The organism is Algoriphagus terrigena DSM 22685 (genome assembly GCF_000429445.1).
Taxonomy (GTDB): Bacteria; Bacteroidota; Bacteroidia; order Cytophagales; family Cyclobacteriaceae; genus Algoriphagus; species Algoriphagus terrigena.
Genome location: NZ_AUBW01000018.1, coordinates 16,118 through 37,726, shown reverse-complemented (window position 1 = coordinate 37,726; position 21,609 = coordinate 16,118). Strand labels below are relative to the sequence as shown.

Below are 21,609 nucleotides of genomic sequence, written 5' to 3'. Positions count from 1 at the left end.
CCATTTTTGGGATGGCTTTTTTATTTACCCTTTTCATAAAGGCCTAAAAACAAAAAAGCCTCAGATAAATCTAAGGCTATAATGTGGGAGTTGAGGGATTCGAACCCCCGACCCTCTGCTTGTAAGGCAGATGCTCTGAACCAGCTGAGCTAAACTCCCGAAGGACGGACTTGAAATGCTCTAATCTCTTGTGATTAGATCTTATTGTGGGAGTTGAGGGATTCGAACCCCCGACCCTCTGCTTGTAAGGCAGATGCTCTGAACCAGCTGAGCTAAACTCCCGTTGCGTGTCAAACGGATTGCAAAGGTAGATTCTAATTTTTTAAAGGCAAATAAAACTTTGGCTTCGCTTACAATTATTTGAAAATGAGAAGAATTAATTTTTTACGGTTTGTGATTCTACGAGTATTTCAAATTTCAAACCTTAAATTTCAAATCCATCAATAACCATATTTCCCTTTCCACTTTCCTGAAAGGTATTTCCTCAACTCATTTTCCCGGGCATTTTCACCGGGCTCGTAGAATTTGGTGTTTTTGATTTCATCCGGCAAAAACTCCTGAGCGACAAAGTTGCCCGGGAAGTCGTGGGAATACTTGTAGGCCTTTCCGTAGTTCAGGTCTTTCATCAGTTTGGTCGGAGCATTTCTCAAGTGAAGGGGGACCGAAAGATTTCCTGTCTCAGCGACGATTGCCTGAGCTTTGTTGATGGCCATGTACGCTGCATTGCTTTTTGCGGAGCTGGCCAGGTAAGTCACGCATTGGGATAGGATGATCCTGGACTCGGGATAGCCGATGATCTTGACCGCTTCGAAACAGTTGGTGGCTAAGAGCAGCGCGTTTGGATTGGCATTGCCGATATCTTCGGACGCAAGGATCACCAGTCGTCGGGCAATGAACTTGACATCTTCTCCTCCTTCGATCATTCGCGCCAGCCAATAAACAGCAGCATTGGGGTCTGATCCACGGATAGACTTAATAAAAGCTGAGATGATATCGTAGTGCTGCTCACCGGACTTGTCGTACAGCGCAACCTTCTGCTGAGCGATCTGCATGACGATCTCGTCGGTAATCACGCAGGGATTCTCGTTGATCCCGTCGATGACAATTTCGAGCAGGTTGAGAAGCTTTCTTCCATCTCCTCCCGAAATGCGCAGCAAAGCGTCGATTTCTTTGAGTTCGACCTGGATTTTCTTCAGATCGACATCCTTTTCCAAGGCCTGCCGCATCATCGCTTCCAGTTCGGATTTGCCCAGAGAATTCAAGGTGAAAACCTGACAGCGGGAAAGTAGGGCAAGGTTGACTTCGAAAGAAGGATTTTCGGTGGTTGCGCCAATCAGACGGATGGTCCCTTTCTCCACCGCTCCTAAAAGCGCATCCTGCTGGGACTTGTTAAAGCGGTGAATCTCGTCGATGAAAAGCACGACTCCCATCTGAAACTTAGCCTTTTCGATGACCTCACGGATGTCTTTTACGCCGGCGCTGATCGCGCTGAGTGTGTAGAAAGGAGCTTTGATTTCGTTGGCGATGATATTGGCAATGGTCGTCTTTCCGACACCAGGAGGCCCCCAAAGGATCAGGGAGGGGACATTGCCGGACTTGATGGCTTTGTGAAGGAAGGACTTGGGCGAGGACAAATGTTCCTGTCCGATCAGATCTTCCAATCGGGTTGGGCGCATTCGTTCGGCTAGGGGAGTGGGATTCATTTGAATAGATTCAAGACGTTAGACACAAGATTTGAGACTTAGAAGGCAAAACAAATCTAATGTCTTGCGTCTGAAATCTACGGTCTCAGATTTTCCCAATCCTCCTCCCAAACTCCTCCAACTCCTCATCAACGAAGTCATGGTGGGTGACAAAGCGAATCAGGTCCGCACCGAATTTGACGGATTTGATGTCTTTTTCTGCCAGTTTGTTCATAAAGCTTTCCGGAGAAATCCCTTCCAATCTCGCGATCACAATATTGGTCGCAACGGGGAAAACCTCGCTCACCACAGGTAAAGCTTCGAGCATTTGTCCCAAAGTTCTGGCTCGGGCGTGATCTTCCTTCAATCGATCGACGTGATTGTCCAGCGCATAAATGCCCGCAGCAGCCAAAAAACCTGCCTGACGCATTCCGCCGCCGAATACTTTTCGGACTTTTCGGGCTCGCTTGATATCGACTTTGGAACCCAACAAAACAGACCCGATCGGGCAACCCAGACCTTTGCTCAGGCAGATAGAAATCGTATCGAACTGTGCTCCCCAAGCTGCCGGACTTTCTCCGGTCTCGACCAAAGCATTGAAAAGCCGAGCACCGTCCAGATGAAGTTTGATTCCTTTTTCCTGACAAAGCCTACGGATCGGCTTGATTTCATCCAGTGTGTAGATGCTTCCTCCGCCTTTGTTCATGGTGTTTTCGAGCGAAACCAAGGCCGTATCGGGAGCATGCACGTCGTCCGGATTGATGGACGCAGCCACTTGATTGACGGTGATTTTCCCCAGATTCCCAGAAAGTAATTTTACGGAAGCCATGGAATTTGCCATGATGCCGCCGCCCTCGTAGAGGTAGATGTGCGAATGCTCATGACAGATGACCTCCCGCTGTGGTCCGGTGTGGAGGCGGATCGCAATTTGGTTGGTCATGGTGCCGGAGGGACAGAATATTGCCGCCTCCATTCCAAACAGTCTTGCGATTTTTTCCTCCAGTGCATTGACCGTCGGATCTTCTCCAAATACATCGTCCCCAACTGCAGCTGAAAACATGGCTTCCTTCATTCCCGGAGTCGGCCGGGTCACCGTATCGCTTCTCAGGTCAATCAGCATGGGTGAAATACTTGGATTTCGAACTTGTTTTAGGGGCGAGAGTTTTGATTGCAGCCGCTGCTTCAATCGGGCGGTCTGTGGCTAGGATGTCTGCGCCGTTTTGGACGAAGCTTGCGTAGAGCTGATCTCCGCGCGCTTCCGCACTTTTGTCCAAGTTGCCCAGCACGCCGAGAATGGTGAACACACCTTTGTCATGAAGTGCTTTGTTGAACTCGGGCGTGCGCTCAGCGATTCCGGTGAATGCTATCACTCGATCCCAAGGAATGCCGGTTTCCTCCAGTCTTTTGATCTCCTCTTCATTTCGAATCGTAACCGAAAGCATCAACTCAGGAGCCATCGAGTGCAGCTTCTTTGCTGCTGGAAAAGTGTAGGTGATCAATGCCGCATGCGCTTCTGAGCCGGTTTCTCGGACCTCGTTCACTATTTTTTCGTAGGGCACAGATCGTTTGATATCGACGGTCAGCAGTGCTTTTCCCTTCGACCAAACGAGCGCTTCTTTCAATGTCGGGACTTTGAACTCAGTCAGGTTTCCGTCGTTGTCTTCCAGCAAAAGTCCCTGGATGTATTCAAAAGTAACTTCCTCGACTTTGCCGGTTCCGTTCGTCGTGCGATCCAACTCATCGTCATGCATGAGTACCAAGACAGAATCTTTGGTCATCGCCACGTCCAGTTCGATGATGGTCGGGGTGTATTTCAGGATATTCGCAAATGTCTCGATGGCGTTTTCCGGAAAGCCGGGATAAGGCCCACCTCGGTGAGCCGAAACCATCGGGATCCGGTCAGAAGTCCAGGTATAAAAGTCCCGGGTTTCCTCCAGAGAAGAAAGCCGGATCAGATTGGTTTCTGATACTCCTACTTTTTGCCCAAAGACTTCCTCGACTTTGGAGGAGCTGTCGGGTTTGCAAAAAGTAAAAAGGCCAGCACAAGCGACTAACCAAATCAAGCGTCTATTCATTTTCTTTTTTGTTGTCTTTTTTGAAAAACACGTCCAAGCTGCTCGTCCGCTTTTCGAAGATATCCTCCATGTCCGAAAGCTCCAGATTCAGGGCTTTGGTCGAGATCTGTATTTCGATCAAAGAGATGACCAAAGCAATCAGCAGCGAAGCCATGCTCATCACAAACACCCAGTTGGCGGCGGAGGTGTAGCCCTGAAACAGCAAATACATACAAATCACGCAGAGTAAAAAGCTGAAAACTCCGAAGAGCTGCATGTTTTTGATAAGCGTCAGTCGTCGTCGGAGATTGTGAATCTGCTCGGCGATCAACTCTGAATCGGGCTCTTTGCGGTAATTTTTATGCAGTCCGCGGATCAGCGTCGCGATCGCCAAAAACCGGTTGGTGAAGGCCAGCATCAGCAGCGTGATGGCGGAGAAAAGTAGGGCAGGGGTGGAGAGTTGGAGTTCCATGGTTTCAAAATAGCATCGAAGAGTCTTAAGTTCGGCAAAAGCAACAAAAAAAGCCCGATTTCGAAAAACCGGGCTTTGAGAAGATTGTATTGATGACGCTTAAGCGGTTTCTCCCAAGACTACGAGTTTTTCCAATGTCGGGGATTTGGATCCGCCTTTTGGCTCGATGGTGATGGCAAACGCTCCGGCTTCGGCTACGGCTTGCATCTGCTGCAGCGTGAACTTCTCGCCGGCGTTTACCAGTCCAATGCCTACTGGCCCGTCTTTTCCAATCGCCCAAAGTTGGTAGTCAAATTCTGCCGAAAGCGTATTCAGGGTGTTCACAGCCACAAAAACCTCTTGCGCTTGTTGATCCCAGAAAACATCCACTTTGGCATCTTTCTGCATCGGAAGTGTTTCCCCGACCATTTGTACGCGTTTGAAGTCGCCGGATACCAAGCGATCCAGTCGGGAATCTGTTTCCTCAAACTCGAGTTTGACCTGATTCAGATTGTCAGCCATCACTTGCTGATCCTGAAGCAGCGCGGTGAACTTCTCTTCCGTATCGTAGAATTTGCCGGCGAAGTAGATCGCTGCAGCACTTGCCAGGACAGCTACTATTGATGCGGCTACCGCAAAATTTTTCCAAGGGGAAAGCTTGACAGTTTTCGCTTCTATCGGTGGAGACGGGACTGCCTTTTTAGGTTCCTCTTTTTTGAAGTCCCCCTCCAGACTGGAGAAGATCTTGCCTTTCACCCTCTGAGAAGGAGCTGGGCCGGTCAAATTATCGAAAGAAAACATCGCTTCCTCCAATGCCTTGAGTTCCTGCCGGATCTCCGGGGATTTTTTAGCCAGAGCCAGGACTTCCTCACGCTCACGCTCAGTCAACTCTCCCAGTAGGAAGAGTTCCAGTTTGCCTGATTCGATATATTCTTGAGTGTTCACTAGATTCTGTCTAAGTTCTTTTTTAATACTTGAATTGCAGCCCTGACTCTGGACTTGACGGTACCGAGAGGAATTTCAAACTCCTCCGAGACCTCCGAATGGGTATATCCTTTGAAATAAATGTATTCAATGATGAACCGTTGATCTTCGTTGAGATCGTTCATCAGCTCTTTGACTCCTATCGCCTCTACCTGCTCCATCGTGCCTGATTGACTTTCAAGGCCATATACGAACTCGTCGATTGTATTGGTCTTACCGGTTTGGGAAATTTCTTTGGAGCGCAGTTTATCAATGGCAGAATTGCGGCAAATATTGGCCATCCAGGTATATAGACGGCCTTTTGACTCTTCGTAGGAGTCTATTTTTTTGGTGATCTTGATAAATGCGTCGTGAAAAACTTCTTCGGCAATGTCAGGATCAGAGATGATCCTCGAGATCACGGCAAAGAGCGCCCTGGAATACTTGTCATACAAGTATTCTGTAGTCTTTCGTTCTCTGGCCCGCAGGCCGGCAATCAGTTCATCTTCCTGCAAAAGTCAGTGGGTTGTGGTTGAATCGTTATAAAAATTAAACACCAAGCCATTTGTTTTAGCTTGGTGTCAATTTACTGAAAATATTATTAGATCAAAGGTGAATCACCTCATCATAAGCTGCTGCTGCCGCTTCCATGATTGCTTCGGACATGGTCGGGTGCGGGTGGATAGTTTTGACCAGTTCCATTCCGGTGGTTTCCAGCTTACGGATGGCTACGATCTCAGCGATCATCTCGGTGACGTTAAATCCGATCATGTGAGCGCCGAGCAACTCGCCGTACTTTTTGTCAAAGACCAATTTCACAAACCCGTCTTTTGCGCCTGCTGCTGATGCTTTGCCAGAGGCTGAGAAAGGAAACTTGCCTACTCTTACGTCGTAGCCCGCTTCGATCGCTTTAGCTTCGGTGAAGCCTACAGAGGCGATCTCTGGAGAGCAATAGGTACAGCCCGGGATATTGCCATAATTGATCGGCTCTGGATGATGTCCTGCGATCTTCTCCACGCAGGTGATGCCTTCCGCAGATGCGACGTGTGCCAAAGCAGGTCCGGGGATCACATCACCGATGGCATAGTAGCCCGGCATGTTGGTTTTGTAGTATTCGTCTACTTTGATCTTGCCTTTTTCTACCAAGATCCCGACATCTTCCAAGCCGATGTTCTCAAGATTTGAAACCACGCCAGCAGCTGAAAGGACGATGTCACATTCCAGTGTTTCCTCGCCTTTAGCAGTTTTTACAGTCACTTTGCAACCGGGTCCTTTGGTGTCGACTGCAGTCACTTCAGAGGAGGTCATGATCTTCATTCCAGCTTTCTTGTAGATTTTCTCAAGTGTCTTGGATACTTCTGCATCTTCGATGGGCACGATTCGGTCCATGAATTCGACGATTGTCACCTCTGTGCCAAGCGTAGAATAGAAATAAGCGAACTCAATCCCGATCGCGCCGGAACCTACCACGACCATTTTCTTTGGCAGTTTTTCCAAAGTAAGAGCCTTGCGATAGCCGATGATTTTCTTGTCGTCGATCTTCATCGACGGCAGTTCACGCGATCTTGCGCCGGTGGCGATGATGATGTTGTCTGCAGCATAGACCGTCTTCTTGTCATCCTTGTCAGTGACTTCGACTTTTTTGCCGGGTTGGATTTTGCCCCAGCCGGTGATGACTTCGATCTTGTTCTTTTTCATCAAAAAAGTAACCCCTTTGCTCATCCCGTCTGCGACTCCTCGGCTTCTTTTGACAATGCCTGTGAAATCAGCACTCGCGTCCTTCACAGTGATCCCGTAGTCCGCAGCGTGATTGATGTACTCAAAAACTTGGGCGCTTTTCAAAAGAGCTTTGGTTGGGATACAGCCCCAGTTGAGGCAAATACCGCCAAGCTCGGCAGCTTCTACGATCGCTGTTTTCAGTCCGAGTTGCGAAGCGCGAATGGCAGCTACGTATCCACCTGGACCGCTACCCAGCACGATCAAGTCAAATTTTGTCGAAGACATATCTTAAATGGGTTTAATTACAATTGAAACTCCGCAAAAATAGGCCTTTTGGCTTCAGAAAAAAATCGGATATTCTTCAAGTTCTTTGAGCCAAAACGCACTCAGGTTGAATAATTTGCGAAGATTGGTTAGAAATTTTATCATTTCTTCAATTGAAGAGGGATTCTTTTGAGATCTGGATTGTCGAAGGATTAAATCTTTGGCTTTCAGGTAAAAAGCATTTCCGGCAGTCGTTGAAAGTCGGAAGTCTGGCAGTTTTTTCTAATTTTGACCAAACAAAATTTTACTCTTCATGGGATTACTTTCAGGAAAAACCGCCCTGGTTACCGGAGCATCAAAAGGCATCGGGAAAGCCATCGCTATCAAATATGCTCAAGAAGGAGCAAACGTTGCTTTTACTTATCTATCGAGTGTGGAAAAGGGACAGGCCTTGGAAGCTGAGTTAGCTGCTTTTGGCGTAAAAGCCAAAGGCTATCGTTCAGACGCTTCTGACTTCAAAGCAGCGGAAGAACTGGTGAATGCTGTAGTAGCAGACTTTGGTGCCTTGGACATCCTGATCAACAACGCAGGTATCACCCGTGACAACCTGCTCATGAGGATGACCGAAGAGTCCTGGGACGAAATCATGAACGTTAACCTGAAGTCCTGCTTCAATACCGTTAAAGCCGCAACCCGCACCATGATGAAAGCCAAGTCCGGCTCGATCATCAACATGACCTCAGTCGTCGGAGCCAAAGGCAATGCCGGCCAGGCCAACTACGCCGCTTCCAAAGCTGGAATCATCGGCTTCACGAAGTCAGTAGCTTTAGAGCTGGGTTCTAGAAATATCCGCTGCAACGCGATCGCCCCGGGATTTATCGAGACGGAAATGACCGAAGTGCTGGACGAAAAGACCGTGCAAGGCTGGAGAGAGGGTATCGCGATGAAGCGCGGTGGCAAGCCGGAGGAAATCGCCGACGCCTGCGTCTTTCTGGGTTCTGATATGAGTACTTATATCTCAGGCCAGGTGCTGCATGTGAATGGAGCGATGTATACTTGATTTACGATTTTTGATTTGCGATTTACGACGGCTGGAGAGATTCAGCCGTTTTTTATGAGAAAACAAAAAAGCCGCGAATTGAATCCGAGGCTCTTGAAAATTGAATTTGGTCATTGCTCATTGAGGAGCATTGAAACTGTATTTAGTCTTTCCCCAAAAACGGATAGCGATAATCCTCCGGTGAGACAAAGGTCTCCTTGATCGTCCGTGGGGAAACCCAGCGAAGCAGGTTGATCATTGATCCGGCTTTGTCGTTGGTGCCGGAAGCTCTTGCTCCGCCGAATGGCTGCTGACCTACCACTGCGCCAGTTGGTTTGTCGTTGATGTAGAAGTTGCCGGCTGCGTTTTTCAGCTTTTGCGTAGCAAGTTCGACTGCATATCGGTCTTGAGAGAATATTGCACCTGTCAGCGCGTAAGGAGAAGTCTGGTCAACCAACTCCAAGGCTTCGTCAAAATGCTCAGCATTGTATACATAGATCGTCAACACCGGGCCGAAGATCTCCTCGCACATGGTGTTGTACATCGGGTCTTGAGTCAGGATTACGGTTGGTTCGATGAAGTAGCCTTTGGACTTGTCGTAGTTCCCGCCTGCGATAATCTCCACTCCCGGTGCTGCTTTCGCGCTGTCAATGAACTTAGCGATTTTGTCGAAAGACTTCTCGTCAATCACGGCATTGACAAAGTTGGTGAAGTCCTCTGTGCCGCCCATCTTGATGGTCGCCAAATCCTCGAGCATGTATTTTTTCACATCCTCCCAAAGGTTGGAAGGAATATAAGCTCTCGATGCAGCGGAGCATTTTTGACCTTGGTACTCAAAAGCACCTCTCACCAACCCGACGGCCACGGCTTTGGGATTGGCTGATTTGTGAGCGATCACAAAGTCTTTTCCTCCGGTTTCACCGACAATTCTTGGGTAGGACTTAAACTTGTTGATGTTCTGGCCAATCGTCTTCCAGATATGCTGAAATACGCCAGTGGATCCGGTAAAGTGGATTCCTGCAAAGTCAGGATGCTTGAAGATAATGTCTCCGGCAGTCGGACCATCGACATAGATCAGGTTGATTACGCCATCCGGCACACCCGCTTCTTTGAAGATCTCCATCAGCACATTCGCAGAGTAGATCTGTGTATAGGCAGGTTTCCAAACGACGGTATTTCCCATCAAAGCTGCTGAAGTCGGGAGATTCCCGGCAATGGCCGTGAAGTTGAACGGAGTCAAAGCAAACACGAAGCCTTCGAGAGGGCGTTGCTCGAGTCTATTCCAGACGCCGTTTCCAGACACTGGAGGCTGCTGGCGGTAGATCTCGGTCATGTATTGGACGTTGAATCGCAAGAAGTCGATGAACTCGCATGCCGCGTCGATCTCTGCCTGCATGGCATTTTTGGATTGTCCCAGCATCGTCGCTGCGTTGATTTTGGCTCGATATGGGCCTGCGATCAAGTCAGAGGCTTTCAAGAAAATCGCCGCGCGCTGTTCCCAAGCGAGGTTTTCCCAAGCATATTTTGCTCCTAAAGCGGCATTGATCGCCTGCTCTACGTGGGATGCATCGCCTTCGTGAAAATGACCTAAGATGTGTTTGTGGTCGTGGGGAGGAGACATTGGATGGGTGTTGTCTGTCCGTACTTCCTCACCGCCGATGTACATTGGTACGTCGAGCTGCTTAGATCGCAGTTCGGCTAGCATGGCCTGAAGTTCTTTTCGCTCTGCGCTTCCCGGAGCGTAGGTTTTTACCGGCTCATTGACCGGAGCAGGTACGTTGAAAAATCCCTTTAACATTCTATTTGGAGTTTATTTGGTTTCTGAGGGAGCAAAGATAAGGCTTCCCCGCCGAAAGGGAAGTGATTTCGTCTACAAAAGGTCCTCCAACTCTCTCAGGTGGCAAATTTCATAAGTGGGCTTTAGAGTGATAATTTTTCGCTCGGGATTGAAAAATACCTGATCGATACGGGCTCTCTGGGCGCCTAAAATGTCTGAATCAGGATTGTCACCAATCATCAGACAGCTATCAGACTCGGTCACCAGTTGCTCCATCGCATATTGAAATATCCTCGGATCGGGCTTTTTGTGCCCGGTGGTTTCTGAGGTGACCACCAGCTCAAAGAATCCGTCCAAGCCGGCCGATTTCATTTTTTTTGCTTGAGACTCATTGAATCCGTTGGTGATGACGTGAAGACGGTACTTGGCTTTCAGGTAAGTCAGGATTTCCTTTGCATGGGGAAATACATGCGGCTTGGAGGAGGTTCGGCTCATGAAATCCTCCTCGAATTCGGCTGGAATCGCATCATGTCTTCCGCCAGCATGGGAAAAGATCCTCGGGAAGCGTTCTTTTCGCAGGTTGACTTTGTCGATCTTGCCCACATTGTACCAGTCCCAAAGCTGGAAGTTGATGTGATGGAAGGAAGCGGAGAAGAGTTCGAAAGTCGGGATGCCCAGGTTTTGCAGCTCATAGATCTGGTAGAGCTCGGACAGGGATTCGGAGACATTTCGATCATAGTCCCACAGCGTGTGGTCCAGATCGAAAAAGAGGTGTTGGTAAGTTTTCACAGGGGTAATCAGCGTCGGTATTGGTTGTTTTGAATCTTGTTGATGGCGAGTTCCCGATTGGATTTCAGGATTTCGTAGGTTTCCTGATCTTTGATAAGGCTGGGGTCTTTCTGGATAAACTTGAAAATCTGCTGAATGATTTCAATGTATTCTTCCAGGATGTAATAAAACATCCATTGGTCAACCCGGCGGCTTCCCAGCAGACCAGCATTTTTAAGATAAATCAGATGCCGGCTGGTCTTGGTTTGGGTGAAGTCCAGGATGTGCTCCAGGTCAGAGATGCTCAATTCTTTGTTCAGCAGTAGCAGGTGGATGATTCGCACCCGGGGTTCTTCGGAAAGCGCCTTGAAAATTCGCAATCCATAGTTTAAACTGATATTTTTGAGTCTCATTTGTAAGTTTTAACTTATAAATAGGGGCGGAAATAAAATTTCAGCCGAAATTAGACTAAAATCGCAACAGCGTTTACAGGCTTTCAATTGATTCAATATTCGTGAAAATTACTCAGCTTCTTCCTTTTGCCCTGATTTTGGTGTTGGGAGTTCTCCTTGCTCCAGCCCGGTCTGTTGCTCAAGATCAGCAGGATAAAAAAGTCATTCAACTGTCCGGTATTATCCTCAATGCCGACAGCACCGATGCGGTGCCCGGTGTGAATATCTATGTTCCCAAGAAAGGAAGAGGTACTTCCAGTGGTCGTTTTGGTTATTTTTCCATGCCGGTATTGGAAGGAGATAGTGTGGTATTCAGCTTTATCGGGTTGAAAAAGCAGACTTTCAAAGTGCCTGATATTGTCGAAAATGATCGGATCAGTCTCATTCTGACCATGGAAGTAGATGAAATCGCCCTTGCCGAGATCGAGGTAATGCCTTACCCAACAGAGGACGAATTCAAACGAGCCATACTTGCCATGAACGTGGTGGATCCTATGGCCATCAGCCGTGCAAACATGAGTCCTGAAATGCTCCTCCGCTGGGCGGAATCCATGCCTGCATCGGGAGAGGAGAATTTCCGATACTTCCAGCAGGGCCAAATGCTCCAAAATCAGGATCTCTACGGCCCCCGGCCACTTCGGATTCTGGACCCTTTTGCGTGGTCACAGTTTATCCGGTCTATCAAGCGGGGTGACCTGAAAAGCAAATAATTGCCTTTTCCAGATTGATTCTAGTTGATCTCGAAATAAATCCTCGACAAACATTTGGTGAGATTTATTTAAAAGGATATCTTTGTGCCTCATTTCGAAAAGGCAATAGGAAACTAGCTATATCATGAGATCGAGCAGGGGTCAAGCTTCGCGGAGCGAGACGATTATCAGCCATGCGAGATTCCATGTGACCAAAAAAAACAAAATATAAGGACATGAAAAAAGATATTCACCCTAAGTACAGAGACGTAGTTTTCTACGACACTTCCAGCGAGTTTAAGTTTATGACCAGGTCTACTATCGAGACCAACGAAACTATCGAGTGGACAGACGGTAATACCTACCCTGTATACAAAATCGAAGTGAGCGCTGAGTCTCACCCATTCTACACTGGCAAGAAGATGCTTCTTGATACCGCTGGTCGAGTGGAGAAATTCAACAAAAGATACGCGAAGAAGTAATTCTAAGCGGCGATCGCCGAAAAAGTCTCCTGGGGCATGGATTCCGGGAGACTTTTTTATTTTTGCCCTATGAAATCGAGCATGACCCTAGAGTCACCCGGTGGGATGTTTATAATTTATGCGAGATTCCATCTGGCAATTGAAAATCAAATTATAAACAGATGAATCAAATCGTATTGTTTGACGACCCTGCCCTGCGGGGTTCTTTATTGCCCTTTACTTTTACCAGGCCGGTCGCGGATATCAGGGTGGGTATCCTGAAGATCTCTGAGAAATGGCAGAAATACACCAATGCGGAGGTTTCCTTTTTGACGCAAGATTACCTCCAGAAAAAATTCCCCCGAACCACACAGCCTGCCCTGGCTGTCAACGGTGCATGGCTTCCCGAGACGGAGTCTTTTGAAATTCTAAAAAAACTCAAGCCCAATCAGGCGCTTTATTGGGGTAAGCAATTACTGGCTACCTATATCGGCGGAACTGAAAAAAACCTGGCGTTTGTCTCTGAGAGAGAAGCAATTCAGCTTGACAAAGAGCCTATTTTGGTTCAAAAACCTTGGAATATATTCCAATTGAACGCTGCGGAAATCCGCAAGGATTTTACACTCATCACCAAAGGCAGAATTTCCCAGCCCATTACCGATCCGCACACGATCGTGTATGCGCCGGAAAATATCTTTGTAGAGGAAGGCGCAAAGATCAAAGCGGCAGTTTTGAATGCCGAAAATGGCCCGATCTACATTGGGAAAAATGCGGAGGTTCAAGAAGGAGCGATGATCCGGGGTTCGTTTGCCCTGTGCGAAGGCTCTATCGTCAACATGGGAGCCAAGCTGCGTGGAGACACGACCGTCGGGCCGTTTTCGAAAATCGGGGGGGAAGTCTCCAATTCGGTGATTTTTGGCTATTCCAATAAAGGACACGAGGGCTACCTCGGTAACTCCGTCTTAGGCGAATGGTGCAACCTCGGGGCTGACACCAATACCTCCAATCTGAAAAACAATTACGCGCCAGTGAAACTTTGGGATTACACCAAGGGCACTTTCGCGAATACGGGTCTGCAGTTCTGCGGCCTGATGATGGGAGACCATTCCAAATGCGGTATTAACACCATGTTCAATACCGGGACGGTGGTAGGCGTGAGCGCTTTTATCTTCGGAGCCGGCTATCCAAGAAACTTTATTCCATCCTTTTCCTGGGGAGGTGCGGAAGGACTGTCTACCTTCATCATCGCGAAATTCGATGAAACCGTGAGAGCGGTTGTCGCTCGCAGAGGAAAAGAATGGGCGGCGGAAGACAAAGAAATAATGGAACGGGTTTTTGAATTGACAAAAAGCTACAGAATTTGGGATAAGAATTCCTGATCAATCCAACTATGCAATTTGCAGAAATACCCGGCCTGCCGGAGACCAAAGAAAAGCTGATCAACGCTGTCAAATTCAACCATTTGGCACATGCGCTGCTGTTTCATGGGCCAGAAGGATCGGCAAATTTGACTATGGCGCTGGCGCTGGCCACGTTTTTATATTGCGAAAACCGCACCGAAACGGATTCTTGCGGGACATGTGCTTCCTGCCAGCGGATGAAGCGATTGGTGATGCCGGATTTGAATTTCGCCTTTCCGGTCATCGCAAAGTCCAAGGAAGATGATGACGGTGGAGATGAGGATGAAAAAACTGACGTGCTGAGCAGCTGGCGAAAGTTTGTGACAGCCCAGCCCTATGGGAACGTCCACGATTTTATCTATTTCAACGGGTTTGAAAAGAAGCAGCTGAACATCTCCAAAGCCGCCGCCAGAAAGATGATCCAGGCACTTTCGCTCATGTCTTTCGAGGGAGGATACAAGATTATGCTCATCTGGGCGCCGGAATTCCTGCATCCTTCGGCAGCCAACGCCCTGCTCAAGATTATCGAGGAGCCGCCAGCCAAGACGCTCTTCATGCTGGTGACTTCGCAGGCGGATCAATTATTGACCACGATTCTGTCCAGAACTCAGAAGATCATGGTCAGGGCCTTTTCCGATGACGAGATCAAAGGGTATTTGGCGAGTACCGGACTTTGCGACAGCAAAGCTGCTGAGCAGATCGCCATGCTCGCGGACGGCAATCTCCGCGAAGCGTATCGGATGATCGACCAAGTGGAGGACAAGCAGGTGAGTCAAGTCAGAGACTGGTTTCGTCTTTGCGCTACCAAAAATCTCAAAGAAATATTTGAAGAGGCAGATCGGTTTCACAAAGTGGACAAGGAAGCCCAAAAATCGCTTCTGCTGACCGGTTTGAATGTCGCCCGGGAGATTTTGTTGAAAAACTTTGATCTCGATCAGCTGCTGCGCACCACGGAGGACGATCGGAGATTTATCGATAACATCAGCAAAAAAGTGCTGAACGAGGACCATGTGGTGAAACTCTACGAGTCATTCAACCAGGCGCATTATCACCTCGAGCGAAACGGCAACGCCAAGATGATCTTCACGGATCTGTCGATGGACATCTTGCTCATGATGTCCAAAAAATAAGGAGATGGCAAAGAAGATCATCGGCCGAAAAGAGAAAATCTCCCTTCCCAAGTTGGGTCTCAAGTTGGTGTGGGCCAAGATTGACACCGGGGCGTTCACGAGCAGTCTGCATGTGGAGAATATCAGGGAGGAAATCGAAGAGGGTGAAAAAGTTCTTCGATTTGAAGTGCTGATGGCGGGTCACAAGGATTTCACCGGCAAGACGCTTAGCTTTCGAAGCTATCGGCAAAAGCAAGTTAAAAACTCCTTTGGCCAGACGGAGACGCGATTTCTGATCGTGACAAAAATCAGAATAGCGGGGGAAACCTTCCCCGCTGAATTTACGCTTTCGGATCGCTCCAGTATGAAAAACTCCATTCTTCTGGGGAGAAAAATCCTTCAGGGCAGGTTTCTGGTGGATGTAAATGGTGCCAATCTTTCAAAGGTTTACCGCAAGAAAAAATGAAATCGAGCATGTCCAAGAATAGTAGAAAGTCGGGGTGGGATATACCATGCGAGATTCTCCCGAAGAAAAATCGGGACAGGCTATGTGGCCATATAGAATCAATTATAAGCACATGAAAATCGCTGTCCTTTCGAGGAACTCAAATTTATACTCCACCCGTCGACTCGTTGAGGAGATCAAAAGTGCCGGCCACGAAGCAATCACTGTGGACCACAGCCTTTGTGACCTGATCATTGAGCAGGAAGGCCCTTCGATTATCTACAGGGGACAAAAGCTTGAAGGGTTCGATGCCATCATTCCAAGGATCGGGGCATCGGTGACCTTTTACGGGACGGCTGTCGTCCGTCAGTTTGAGCTGATGGGGGCATTTTCCGCGGTCAACTCCCAGGCGATTGTCCGTAGCCGGGACAAGCTCAGAAGCTTGCAGATTCTGTCCAAAGCTGGCTTGGGGATGCCGAAGACAGCTTTTACCAATTTCTCAAAAGGCGGCGAAAAGCAACTCATCGAGCAGGTCGGCGGCGCGCCGCTGATCATCAAACTACTTGAAGGAACCCAGGGTTTGGGTGTAGTTTTGGCAGAAACCAAGAAAGCAGCGCAGTCTGTGGTGGAGGCATTTCACGGCCTGAAAGCCAGGATCATCGTGCAGGAGTTTATCAAGGAAGCCAAGGGCGCTGACATCCGCGCTTTCGTGGTCAATGGCAAAGTCGTGGGGGCAATGAAGCGTCAGGGTGCTGAGGGTGAATTTAGATCCAACCTCCATCGGGGCGGAGTCGCGACGGTAATCAAACTTTCCCGACTCGAAAAGCAGGCCGCCTTGAATGCAGCCAAAGCCTTGGGCTTGGATGTGGCGGGTGTAGATCTGCTGCAGTCCGCACGAGGACCGCTGATCCTGGAGGTCAACAGCTCGCCCGGATTGGAGGGGATCGAGCAGGCCACCGGGGTGAATATCGCCGGCGAGATTATTAAATATGTCACCGAAGGAGTGAAAAAGAAATCCTTCAAACGCGACAAGAATCAATGAGCAGAAAGGTAAAAATAGGGACGCGAGGAAGTAAACTGGCACTTTGGCAGGCCTATCATGTGGGTGATTTGCTGAAAGGCAAAGGAGTCGAGTCAGAGATCGTCGTCATCGATACCAAAGGAGATCAAGTTCTGGATGTTTCCATTTCCAAGATTGGCAGCAAAGGGGTTTTTACCCAAGAGCTTGAAGACCAGCTGTTGGACGGACGGATTGACATCGCCGTTCATTCGGCCAAGGATATGCAGTCGACCCTGGAGGAGGCGTTTGAACTCATCGCCTTTACCGAGCGGGAAAAGGAAAACGACATCCTACTCTCCACAAATACTCGAATTGATATTCAGGACCCTTCAAAACCGCTCGTCTTGGGAACCTCATCGACTCGCCGCGTGGCGACTCTGAAGCACTTTTTTCCCCACGTCAAGACCGTCGACGTCCGTGGAAATCTCCAAACCCGAATCCGAAAAATGGAAGAAGGGCTCTGCGATGCGCTGTTGCTGGCGTACGCAGGAGTCCATCGAATGGGCTATGATGACATGATCGCACAGATTTTGGACTTGGGGGATTTTACCCCGGCTGTCGGCCAAGGGTCAGTCGCCATCGAAGCGGCCAAGTCACTCGATCCGTCCTTGAGAGCGCAGATCATTGCCGCCTGCAACCATCCTGAAACGGAATTCCGACTCAAAGCTGAGCGTGCTTACTTGCGCGTGCTGGAGGGAGGATGCAGTATTCCAGTCTTTGCCTTGGCTACTTTGGAAGAAAATATCTTAAAAATAAACGGGGGAATCATCAGTCTCGACGGAAAAGAGCGGGTTGCTCTGGAAGTTTCCGGAGGAATGACGGAGGCAGAGACGCTCGGTGAAAAACTGGCGGAGATGGTTTTCGCCGCAGGCGGAAAAGTAATTCTGGACGAAATCAAAAAGACACAAGCAAAGCAATGATCAAAGCTCTGAATTTTCTTTCACTCAGTTTTTTGCTGATCAGTACCTTGGCTTGCGGGCAAAACAAAGACTATGTCGTGACTATCTCGACCCGCCATGGCGATATTAAAGCGGTCCTTTTTGACGATACTCCGGAGCACAAAAACAACTTTATCGCATTGGCGGAAGCCGGCAGATTTGATTCGACGCAGTTTCACAGGGTTATCAAAAACTTCATGGTTCAGGGAGGGGATGTCTTTGGTAAAGAGGGGCTTCCTGCGGAAGAATGGCCGACCTTGCCAGCTGAAATCAATTCGAAGTACGTGCATCGGAAGGGGATGATCTCAGCCGCCCGCCAAGGAGACAACGTCAATCCTCAAAAGAGGAGCAATGGATCGCAGTTTTTCATCGTCCAAGGTGAAAAAGTCGAAGAGCAGGAGTTAGTTACTGATTTTACAGCCTTGCAGAAAGCGGCCTTTCAATTTATGCAGTTCGGCAGTCAGCAGCAGTTCAAGCAGGATTACGCGCGGCTGTACCAAGAGGAGAAATTCGACAGCTTGACCAGTTTGCTGTACTCCAAGCGTGATGAGATCGCCCAAACGCTGAATGTCAAACTCACCAAGGACTACACTCCCGAGCAGATCAAAACATACGCTGAAATAGGCGGGACTCCTCATCTGGACTTTGAATACACAGTGTTTGGAGAGGTCTTGTCTGGGATGGATGTCGTGGAGAAGATCGCTGCCGAACCCACGACCAGCGAAATTCCCAATAGTCCGGTGTATATGACAGTGACTGTGGAGCGAGTTTCAAAAAAGAAGATCACAAAAGACTATGGATATATCTATCCCGAAAGCAACTAAGTCAAAGATCCTGATCACGGGAGCCAATGGCTTGCTCGGGCAGAAGCTGGTCGAACAACTGGTCGAAAGGGGAGAGTTTGTCGTGATAGCGACGGGGAAAGGACCGAGTCGCCTGAACGGTGAAGGCTTTTACTATCAAGAATTGGACATCACTGATCCGGCGCAGGTAGATCAAGTCATTTGCGAAGTCGCTCCTGCTGTGATCATTCACGGGGCCGCTATCACCAATGTCGATCAGTGTGAGCTGAATCAGGAGGATTGTCTAAAAGTCAACGTGAAGGCGACGGAATATCTGGTCAGCGCTGCGGAAAAGACCCAATGCCATTTCATTTTCGTTTCTACAGACTTTATTTTCTCAGGCAACGCGGGGCCTTACAATGAAGAGGCCACTCCGGATCCTGTTAATTTCTACGGAGAGACCAAAGTGGCCGGGGAAGATCTGGTGAGAAACTCAAAGACATCCTGGGCAATTGCTAGGACGGTCTTGGTGTACGGCATCGCCAATGACCTCAGCCGGAGCAATATTATTCTCTGGGTGAAAAACTCACTGGAAGTCGGCAAAGAAATCCACGTGGTCAATGATCAGGTTCGCACACCGACTTTGGCGGAAGACCTCGCCCTTGGCTGCATCCTAATTGCTGAGCAAAGGGCGACTGGGATATTCAATATCGCCGGCAGCGATCTGCTGACTCCCTACGAAATGGCCATCCAGACAGCAGACTATTTTGGACTTGACAGGAACTTGATCAAGGAGACCGATTCCGCCCGTTTTTCTCAGCCAGCCAAGCGGCCGATGAAAACAGGCTTTATTATCGAAAAAGCTCGAAAACAGCTCGGGTTTGAACCCAAAACTTTCCGAACGGGAATAGCTATTTTGGCAAAACAAATTATCTTAGCCCGGTCTTAAAAAGCCGTTTACACCCTAAATTTAACTTTATATCAATCTATGGCAGTGAGTTCCAACGAAGAAGATAGAGGCCAATTTGGCTCAAGCCTTGGTTTCATTATGGCTGCAGCCGGGTCGGCTGTGGGCCTCGGAAATATCTGGAGGTTTCCCTATCTGACCGGCGAAAATGGAGGCGGAGCCTTTGTGTTTGTCTATATCCTATGTGTGTTGTTGATCGGCTTGCCCTTGCTGTTCAATGAGATAGCCTTAGGTAGAAAGTCCGGTAAAAACCCGATTGGAGCGATCCGAACTACCGGAGGAAATGCATTTTGGAGGCTTGCAGGCGTACTTTGCGTATTGGTTTGTTTTTTCGTTTTTAGCTATTATTCTGTCATTGCCGGTTGGACTGTCGGCTATATTTTCACTGAAATAATCAACATTCCGGTTGATTTTGAGGTGTTCGTTCAGACGCCGATGTATGTCATTCCCCTCACCTTTGTATTTATACTAGCCACTATCCTGATTGTTTTGGGCGGCGTAGCCGACGGGATCGAAAAGGCAGCCAAGTTTATGATGCCAATTCTGTTCATCATCATTATTTTCATAGCCGGGCGATCAGTGACCCTGGAAGGTGCCCAGGCGGGGATTGAGTATTATCTGTATCCGGATTTTTCAAAGATTGATACCAAGGTAGTCCTGATGGCCCTCGGACAGGCATTTTTCTCCATGTCAGTCGGCTGGGGCATGATGATTACTTTTGGTTCGTACTTGCAAAAAGACGCAAATATACCCCAAGCAGCGAGCTGGATTGCAGGGATGGATACCGCTGTAGCGTTGCTTGGAGGACTGATGGTGTTTCCGGCTTTGTTTGCCCTTCTTCCCGGCAAAGATCCCGCTTCGGGGCCAGCTTTGGTATTTGACGTGCTTCCCAGAGTATTTGACGCAATGCCGGGAGGTAATATCATCGGAGGCTTGTTCTTTATCCTCTTGATGGTGGCTGCGCTGACTTCGACTATTTCGATGTTGGAAGTGCCGGTAGCCTACCTGATCGATGACAGAAAGTGGAATCGAAAGAAAGCCACCTGGACTGTGGGGATCGCAGCGATGATTCTTTCGGTTCCTTCGGCCCTTTCTTCCATTGAAGGGAATATCTTCTCCAGCATGACTTTTAATTTCCTTGGAAATCAGTTGACTGGCTTTTTCGGAATCATGGATTTTGTGTTCGGGACGTTCGCAGTGATTGTGATCAGTCTGATGTTGGCACTTTACACAGGCTGGGCTCAAAAGATTTCCGTGTTTGCAGACGAACTGGCTTTGGGTTCTCCGCGATTCAACGGATTTATGCGTAAGGGTTGGATCTTTTTTATCAAATGGATTTGCCCGATTGTGATTGGGTTGGTTATTCTCGATTTGATCGGCGTATTTGGTACCCCGCAACAGGGAGGCTGATGGGAAAATTTCTCATTTAAAGGGAGCTCAGAAGGCTCCCTTTTTTATTTTTTTAGGTAAGGGATTGATTTTCATTTTTATTTCAAAATGCTTTTCATATACTTGAAAAAGTATTTCATTATATCATGAAAGTTCTCCTCGTAGACGATGATTTTGTACACCTCCTGATTCTCAGAAAGATCTTTGAAAAATCTAACCACGAGGTGGTGGTCGCTCATAACGGAAAGGAGGCGCTTCAATATTTAGAGTTTGATTGGGCTTTTCATGTTATCCTTACGGATATGATAATGCCGATCATGGATGGATTGGAGTTTATGGAACATCTGAAGGGAAGCACCCGCACAGCCGGGATACCTACGATCGGGTTTACGGCAGGTGATGTTGAGTACTTTCGTCAAAAGAGCAACCACAGTTTTGATAGCTTAGTCGCCAAGCCTTTGGATTTTTACGATTTATATAACTTGGCCAGATTTGCAGCAGGCAATCAGCTGGACTGATCGATTATTGGCAAGGGAATTGCAAAAGGTGCGTTTAGATTAGAATTGAAGACTAAACCCTAAACCACAAAAACATGAAGCGATTTCTCTTTGCTCTGCTCCTCGTACTAGGCACGACGCAGGCTTTTTCACAAAACGGAATTGGGATCAAAGCTGGGCTCAGCAGCACCAAGATAGATTTTGACAACGAAAACTTCGTGCCTTCGGACGCACAGACTGGCTATCACATCGGGCTCTTTGGAAGATTTGGCGGTGCCGGGTTTTTTGTTCAGCCTGAGTTGTTGTTTACCCAGACTAGCGGTGAATTTGCTTATGTCCCGAGTGGAGTGACAGGCAGCTCAGCTCCTGAGAATTACGAAGCAGAGTTTAACCGATTGGATATTCCCGTCATGGTTGGATTTAGGTTTTTTAAGGTACTTCGTGTGATGGCTGGCCCGATTGCCAGTATCAATATCAATTCAGAGTTGAAAAACGCGGTCGAAACCGTCGATGACGCGGACTTCAACGGTGCTACGTTTGGCTACCAAGCTGGATTGGGTGTGGATATCGGCAATCTCAGTGTCGAAGGCAAGTATGAAGGCGGCCTGAGTAAAGTCACTGACAATATCGGCTCCTTCAGCACCGACAATCGGATTAATCAATGGGTGCTGTCAGTCGGTTTTCGACTCTTTTAATAGCTAGG

23 protein-coding genes and 2 tRNA genes are annotated in these 21,609 nt (G+C 48.3%); 13 read left to right on the top strand and 12 right to left on the bottom strand.

Annotated features, from left to right (window positions below; all coding sequences use genetic code 11):
* Positions 1–84 precede the first annotated feature (84 nt).
* The 9 genes from G459_RS0116360 to lpdA all read right to left on the bottom strand — a co-directional run bounded on the left by G459_RS0116360 (position 85) and on the right by lpdA (position 7,154).
* Positions 85–159, bottom strand: a tRNA-Val gene (locus tag G459_RS0116360).
* A 48-nt stretch (positions 160–207) separates the two neighbouring features.
* A tRNA-Val gene (locus tag G459_RS0116355) sits at positions 208–282 on the bottom strand.
* Positions 283–440: 158 nt separating this feature from the next.
* Complete coding sequence (locus G459_RS0116350; RefSeq protein WP_026968607.1) at positions 441–1,703, bottom strand: replication-associated recombination protein A; 1,263 nt, start codon at positions 1,701–1,703, stop codon at positions 441–443.
* A gap of 85 nt (positions 1,704–1,788) precedes the next feature.
* A complete protein-coding gene (locus G459_RS0116345; RefSeq protein WP_026968606.1) occupies positions 1,789–2,802 on the bottom strand; it encodes a threonine aldolase family protein in 1,014 nt (337 codons plus the stop codon).
* Positions 2,792–3,757: a glycerophosphodiester phosphodiesterase family protein gene (locus G459_RS0116340; protein WP_026968605.1), complete on the bottom strand. Its 966-nt coding sequence runs from the start codon at positions 3,755–3,757 to the stop codon at positions 2,792–2,794. Before G459_RS0116340 ends, G459_RS0116345 begins: the two co-directional genes overlap by 11 nt.
* Positions 3,750–4,208: a DUF2721 domain-containing protein gene (locus tag G459_RS0116335; protein ID WP_026968604.1), complete on the bottom strand. Its 459-nt coding sequence runs from the start codon at positions 4,206–4,208 to the stop codon at positions 3,750–3,752. The genes G459_RS0116340 and G459_RS0116335 overlap by 8 nt, the downstream gene beginning before the upstream one ends.
* 99 nt (positions 4,209–4,307) lie before the next feature.
* Positions 4,308–5,132, bottom strand: coding sequence for an anti-sigma factor (locus tag G459_RS0116330; RefSeq protein ID WP_026968603.1), 825 nt, complete (start codon positions 5,130–5,132; stop codon positions 4,308–4,310).
* Positions 5,132–5,665, bottom strand: coding sequence for an RNA polymerase sigma factor (locus G459_RS0116325; protein ID WP_026968602.1), 534 nt, complete (start codon positions 5,663–5,665; stop codon positions 5,132–5,134). The genes G459_RS0116330 and G459_RS0116325 overlap by 1 nt, the downstream gene beginning before the upstream one ends.
* A gap of 91 nt (positions 5,666–5,756) precedes the next feature.
* A complete protein-coding gene (gene lpdA / locus G459_RS0116320; RefSeq protein WP_026968601.1) occupies positions 5,757–7,154 on the bottom strand; it encodes a dihydrolipoyl dehydrogenase in 1,398 nt (465 codons plus the stop codon).
* Positions 7,155–7,446: 292 nt separating this feature from the next.
* Here lpdA and fabG point away from each other — a divergent pair, with 292 nt between their 5' ends.
* The gene (fabG, locus tag G459_RS0116310) at positions 7,447–8,193 is read left to right on the top strand and encodes a 3-oxoacyl-[acyl-carrier-protein] reductase (RefSeq protein WP_026968600.1); all 747 of its coding nucleotides are present in this window, start codon (positions 7,447–7,449) and stop codon (positions 8,191–8,193) included.
* A gap of 142 nt (positions 8,194–8,335) precedes the next feature.
* Here the strand turns inward: fabG and pruA are convergent, their stop codons facing one another.
* From pruA to G459_RS0116295, 3 genes are all read right to left on the bottom strand, one after another.
* A complete protein-coding gene (pruA, locus tag G459_RS0116305; protein WP_026968599.1) occupies positions 8,336–9,970 on the bottom strand; it encodes an L-glutamate gamma-semialdehyde dehydrogenase in 1,635 nt (544 codons plus the stop codon).
* Between the two features lie 72 nt (positions 9,971–10,042).
* Positions 10,043–10,738, bottom strand: a complete 696-nt coding sequence (locus tag G459_RS0116300) for a YjjG family noncanonical pyrimidine nucleotidase (protein ID WP_026968598.1) — start codon at positions 10,736–10,738, stop codon at positions 10,043–10,045.
* A gap of 8 nt (positions 10,739–10,746) precedes the next feature.
* Complete coding sequence (locus G459_RS0116295; RefSeq protein ID WP_026968597.1) at positions 10,747–11,130, bottom strand: ArsR/SmtB family transcription factor; 384 nt, start codon at positions 11,128–11,130, stop codon at positions 10,747–10,749.
* Between the two features lie 134 nt (positions 11,131–11,264).
* Here G459_RS0116295 and G459_RS0116290 point away from each other — a divergent pair, with 134 nt between their 5' ends.
* From G459_RS0116290 to G459_RS0116235, 12 genes are all read left to right on the top strand, one after another.
* Positions 11,265–11,879, top strand: a complete 615-nt coding sequence (locus G459_RS0116290; protein WP_425393746.1) for a carboxypeptidase-like regulatory domain-containing protein — start codon at positions 11,265–11,267, stop codon at positions 11,877–11,879.
* Positions 11,880–12,094: 215 nt separating this feature from the next.
* On the top strand, positions 12,095–12,340 hold the full coding sequence (locus tag G459_RS0116285) for a type B 50S ribosomal protein L31 (protein ID WP_026968595.1): 246 nt from the start codon (positions 12,095–12,097) through the stop codon (positions 12,338–12,340).
* 161 nt (positions 12,341–12,501) lie between these two features.
* The gene (locus G459_RS0116280; protein ID WP_026968594.1) at positions 12,502–13,698 is read left to right on the top strand and encodes a GlmU family protein; all 1,197 of its coding nucleotides are present in this window, start codon (positions 12,502–12,504) and stop codon (positions 13,696–13,698) included.
* An 11-nt stretch (positions 13,699–13,709) separates the two neighbouring features.
* Positions 13,710–14,849 (top strand): DNA polymerase III subunit, encoded by a 1,140-nt coding sequence (locus G459_RS0116275; RefSeq protein WP_026968593.1) that lies wholly within the window; start codon positions 13,710–13,712, stop codon positions 14,847–14,849.
* 4 nt (positions 14,850–14,853) lie between these two features.
* Positions 14,854–15,294 (top strand): ATP-dependent zinc protease family protein, encoded by a 441-nt coding sequence (locus G459_RS0116270; RefSeq protein WP_026968592.1) that lies wholly within the window; start codon positions 14,854–14,856, stop codon positions 15,292–15,294.
* A 112-nt stretch (positions 15,295–15,406) separates the two neighbouring features.
* Positions 15,407–16,315 (top strand): 30S ribosomal protein S6--L-glutamate ligase, encoded by a 909-nt coding sequence (rimK, locus tag G459_RS0116265; RefSeq protein WP_026968591.1) that lies wholly within the window; start codon positions 15,407–15,409, stop codon positions 16,313–16,315.
* The gene (hemC, locus tag G459_RS0116260) at positions 16,312–17,253 is read left to right on the top strand and encodes a hydroxymethylbilane synthase (RefSeq protein ID WP_026968590.1); all 942 of its coding nucleotides are present in this window, start codon (positions 16,312–16,314) and stop codon (positions 17,251–17,253) included. Before rimK ends, hemC begins: the two co-directional genes overlap by 4 nt.
* Complete coding sequence (locus tag G459_RS0116255; RefSeq protein WP_035456227.1) at positions 17,250–18,095, top strand: peptidylprolyl isomerase; 846 nt, start codon at positions 17,250–17,252, stop codon at positions 18,093–18,095. The genes hemC and G459_RS0116255 overlap by 4 nt, the downstream gene beginning before the upstream one ends.
* Entirely contained in the window at positions 18,067–19,002 is a 936-nt protein-coding gene (locus G459_RS0116250; RefSeq protein ID WP_026968588.1) for an SDR family oxidoreductase, read from the top strand. Before G459_RS0116255 ends, G459_RS0116250 begins: the two co-directional genes overlap by 29 nt.
* Positions 19,003–19,041: 39 nt before the next feature.
* A complete protein-coding gene (locus G459_RS0116245; RefSeq protein WP_026968587.1) occupies positions 19,042–20,430 on the top strand; it encodes a sodium-dependent transporter in 1,389 nt (462 codons plus the stop codon).
* A 125-nt stretch (positions 20,431–20,555) separates the two neighbouring features.
* Positions 20,556–20,927: a response regulator gene (locus G459_RS0116240; RefSeq protein WP_026968586.1), complete on the top strand. Its 372-nt coding sequence runs from the start codon at positions 20,556–20,558 to the stop codon at positions 20,925–20,927.
* Between the two features lie 74 nt (positions 20,928–21,001).
* A complete protein-coding gene (locus G459_RS0116235; protein ID WP_026968585.1) occupies positions 21,002–21,601 on the top strand; it encodes a porin family protein in 600 nt (199 codons plus the stop codon).
* Positions 21,602–21,609 lie beyond the last annotated feature (8 nt).

Coding starts and splice junctions, on each gene's coding strand:
- fabG (WP_026968600.1), top strand. CDS start 7,447: ATGGGATTACTTTCAGGAAAAACCGCCCTGGTTACCGGAGCATCAAAA.
- pruA (WP_026968599.1), bottom strand. CDS start 9,970: ATGTTAAAGGGATTTTTCAACGTACCTGCTCCGGTCAATGAGCCGGTA.
- lpdA (WP_026968601.1), bottom strand. CDS start 7,154: ATGTCTTCGACAAAATTTGACTTGATCGTGCTGGGTAGCGGTCCAGGT.
- G459_RS0116235 (WP_026968585.1), top strand. CDS start 21,002: ATGAAGCGATTTCTCTTTGCTCTGCTCCTCGTACTAGGCACGACGCAG.
- G459_RS0116250 (WP_026968588.1), top strand. CDS start 18,067: ATGGATATATCTATCCCGAAAGCAACTAAGTCAAAGATCCTGATCACG.
- G459_RS0116295 (WP_026968597.1), bottom strand. CDS start 11,130: ATGAGACTCAAAAATATCAGTTTAAACTATGGATTGCGAATTTTCAAG.
- G459_RS0116280 (WP_026968594.1), top strand. CDS start 12,502: ATGAATCAAATCGTATTGTTTGACGACCCTGCCCTGCGGGGTTCTTTA.
- G459_RS0116270 (WP_026968592.1), top strand. CDS start 14,854: ATGGCAAAGAAGATCATCGGCCGAAAAGAGAAAATCTCCCTTCCCAAG.
- G459_RS0116240 (WP_026968586.1), top strand. CDS start 20,556: ATGAAAGTTCTCCTCGTAGACGATGATTTTGTACACCTCCTGATTCTC.
- G459_RS0116350 (WP_026968607.1), bottom strand. CDS start 1,703: ATGAATCCCACTCCCCTAGCCGAACGAATGCGCCCAACCCGATTGGAA.
- G459_RS0116245 (WP_026968587.1), top strand. CDS start 19,042: ATGGCAGTGAGTTCCAACGAAGAAGATAGAGGCCAATTTGGCTCAAGC.
- rimK (WP_026968591.1), top strand. CDS start 15,407: ATGAAAATCGCTGTCCTTTCGAGGAACTCAAATTTATACTCCACCCGT.
- G459_RS0116335 (WP_026968604.1), bottom strand. CDS start 4,208: ATGGAACTCCAACTCTCCACCCCTGCCCTACTTTTCTCCGCCATCACG.
- G459_RS0116285 (WP_026968595.1), top strand. CDS start 12,095: ATGAAAAAAGATATTCACCCTAAGTACAGAGACGTAGTTTTCTACGAC.
- G459_RS0116340 (WP_026968605.1), bottom strand. CDS start 3,757: ATGAATAGACGCTTGATTTGGTTAGTCGCTTGTGCTGGCCTTTTTACT.
- G459_RS0116275 (WP_026968593.1), top strand. CDS start 13,710: ATGCAATTTGCAGAAATACCCGGCCTGCCGGAGACCAAAGAAAAGCTG.
- G459_RS0116255 (WP_035456227.1), top strand. CDS start 17,250: ATGATCAAAGCTCTGAATTTTCTTTCACTCAGTTTTTTGCTGATCAGT.
- G459_RS0116345 (WP_026968606.1), bottom strand. CDS start 2,802: ATGCTGATTGACCTGAGAAGCGATACGGTGACCCGGCCGACTCCGGGA.
- hemC (WP_026968590.1), top strand. CDS start 16,312: ATGAGCAGAAAGGTAAAAATAGGGACGCGAGGAAGTAAACTGGCACTT.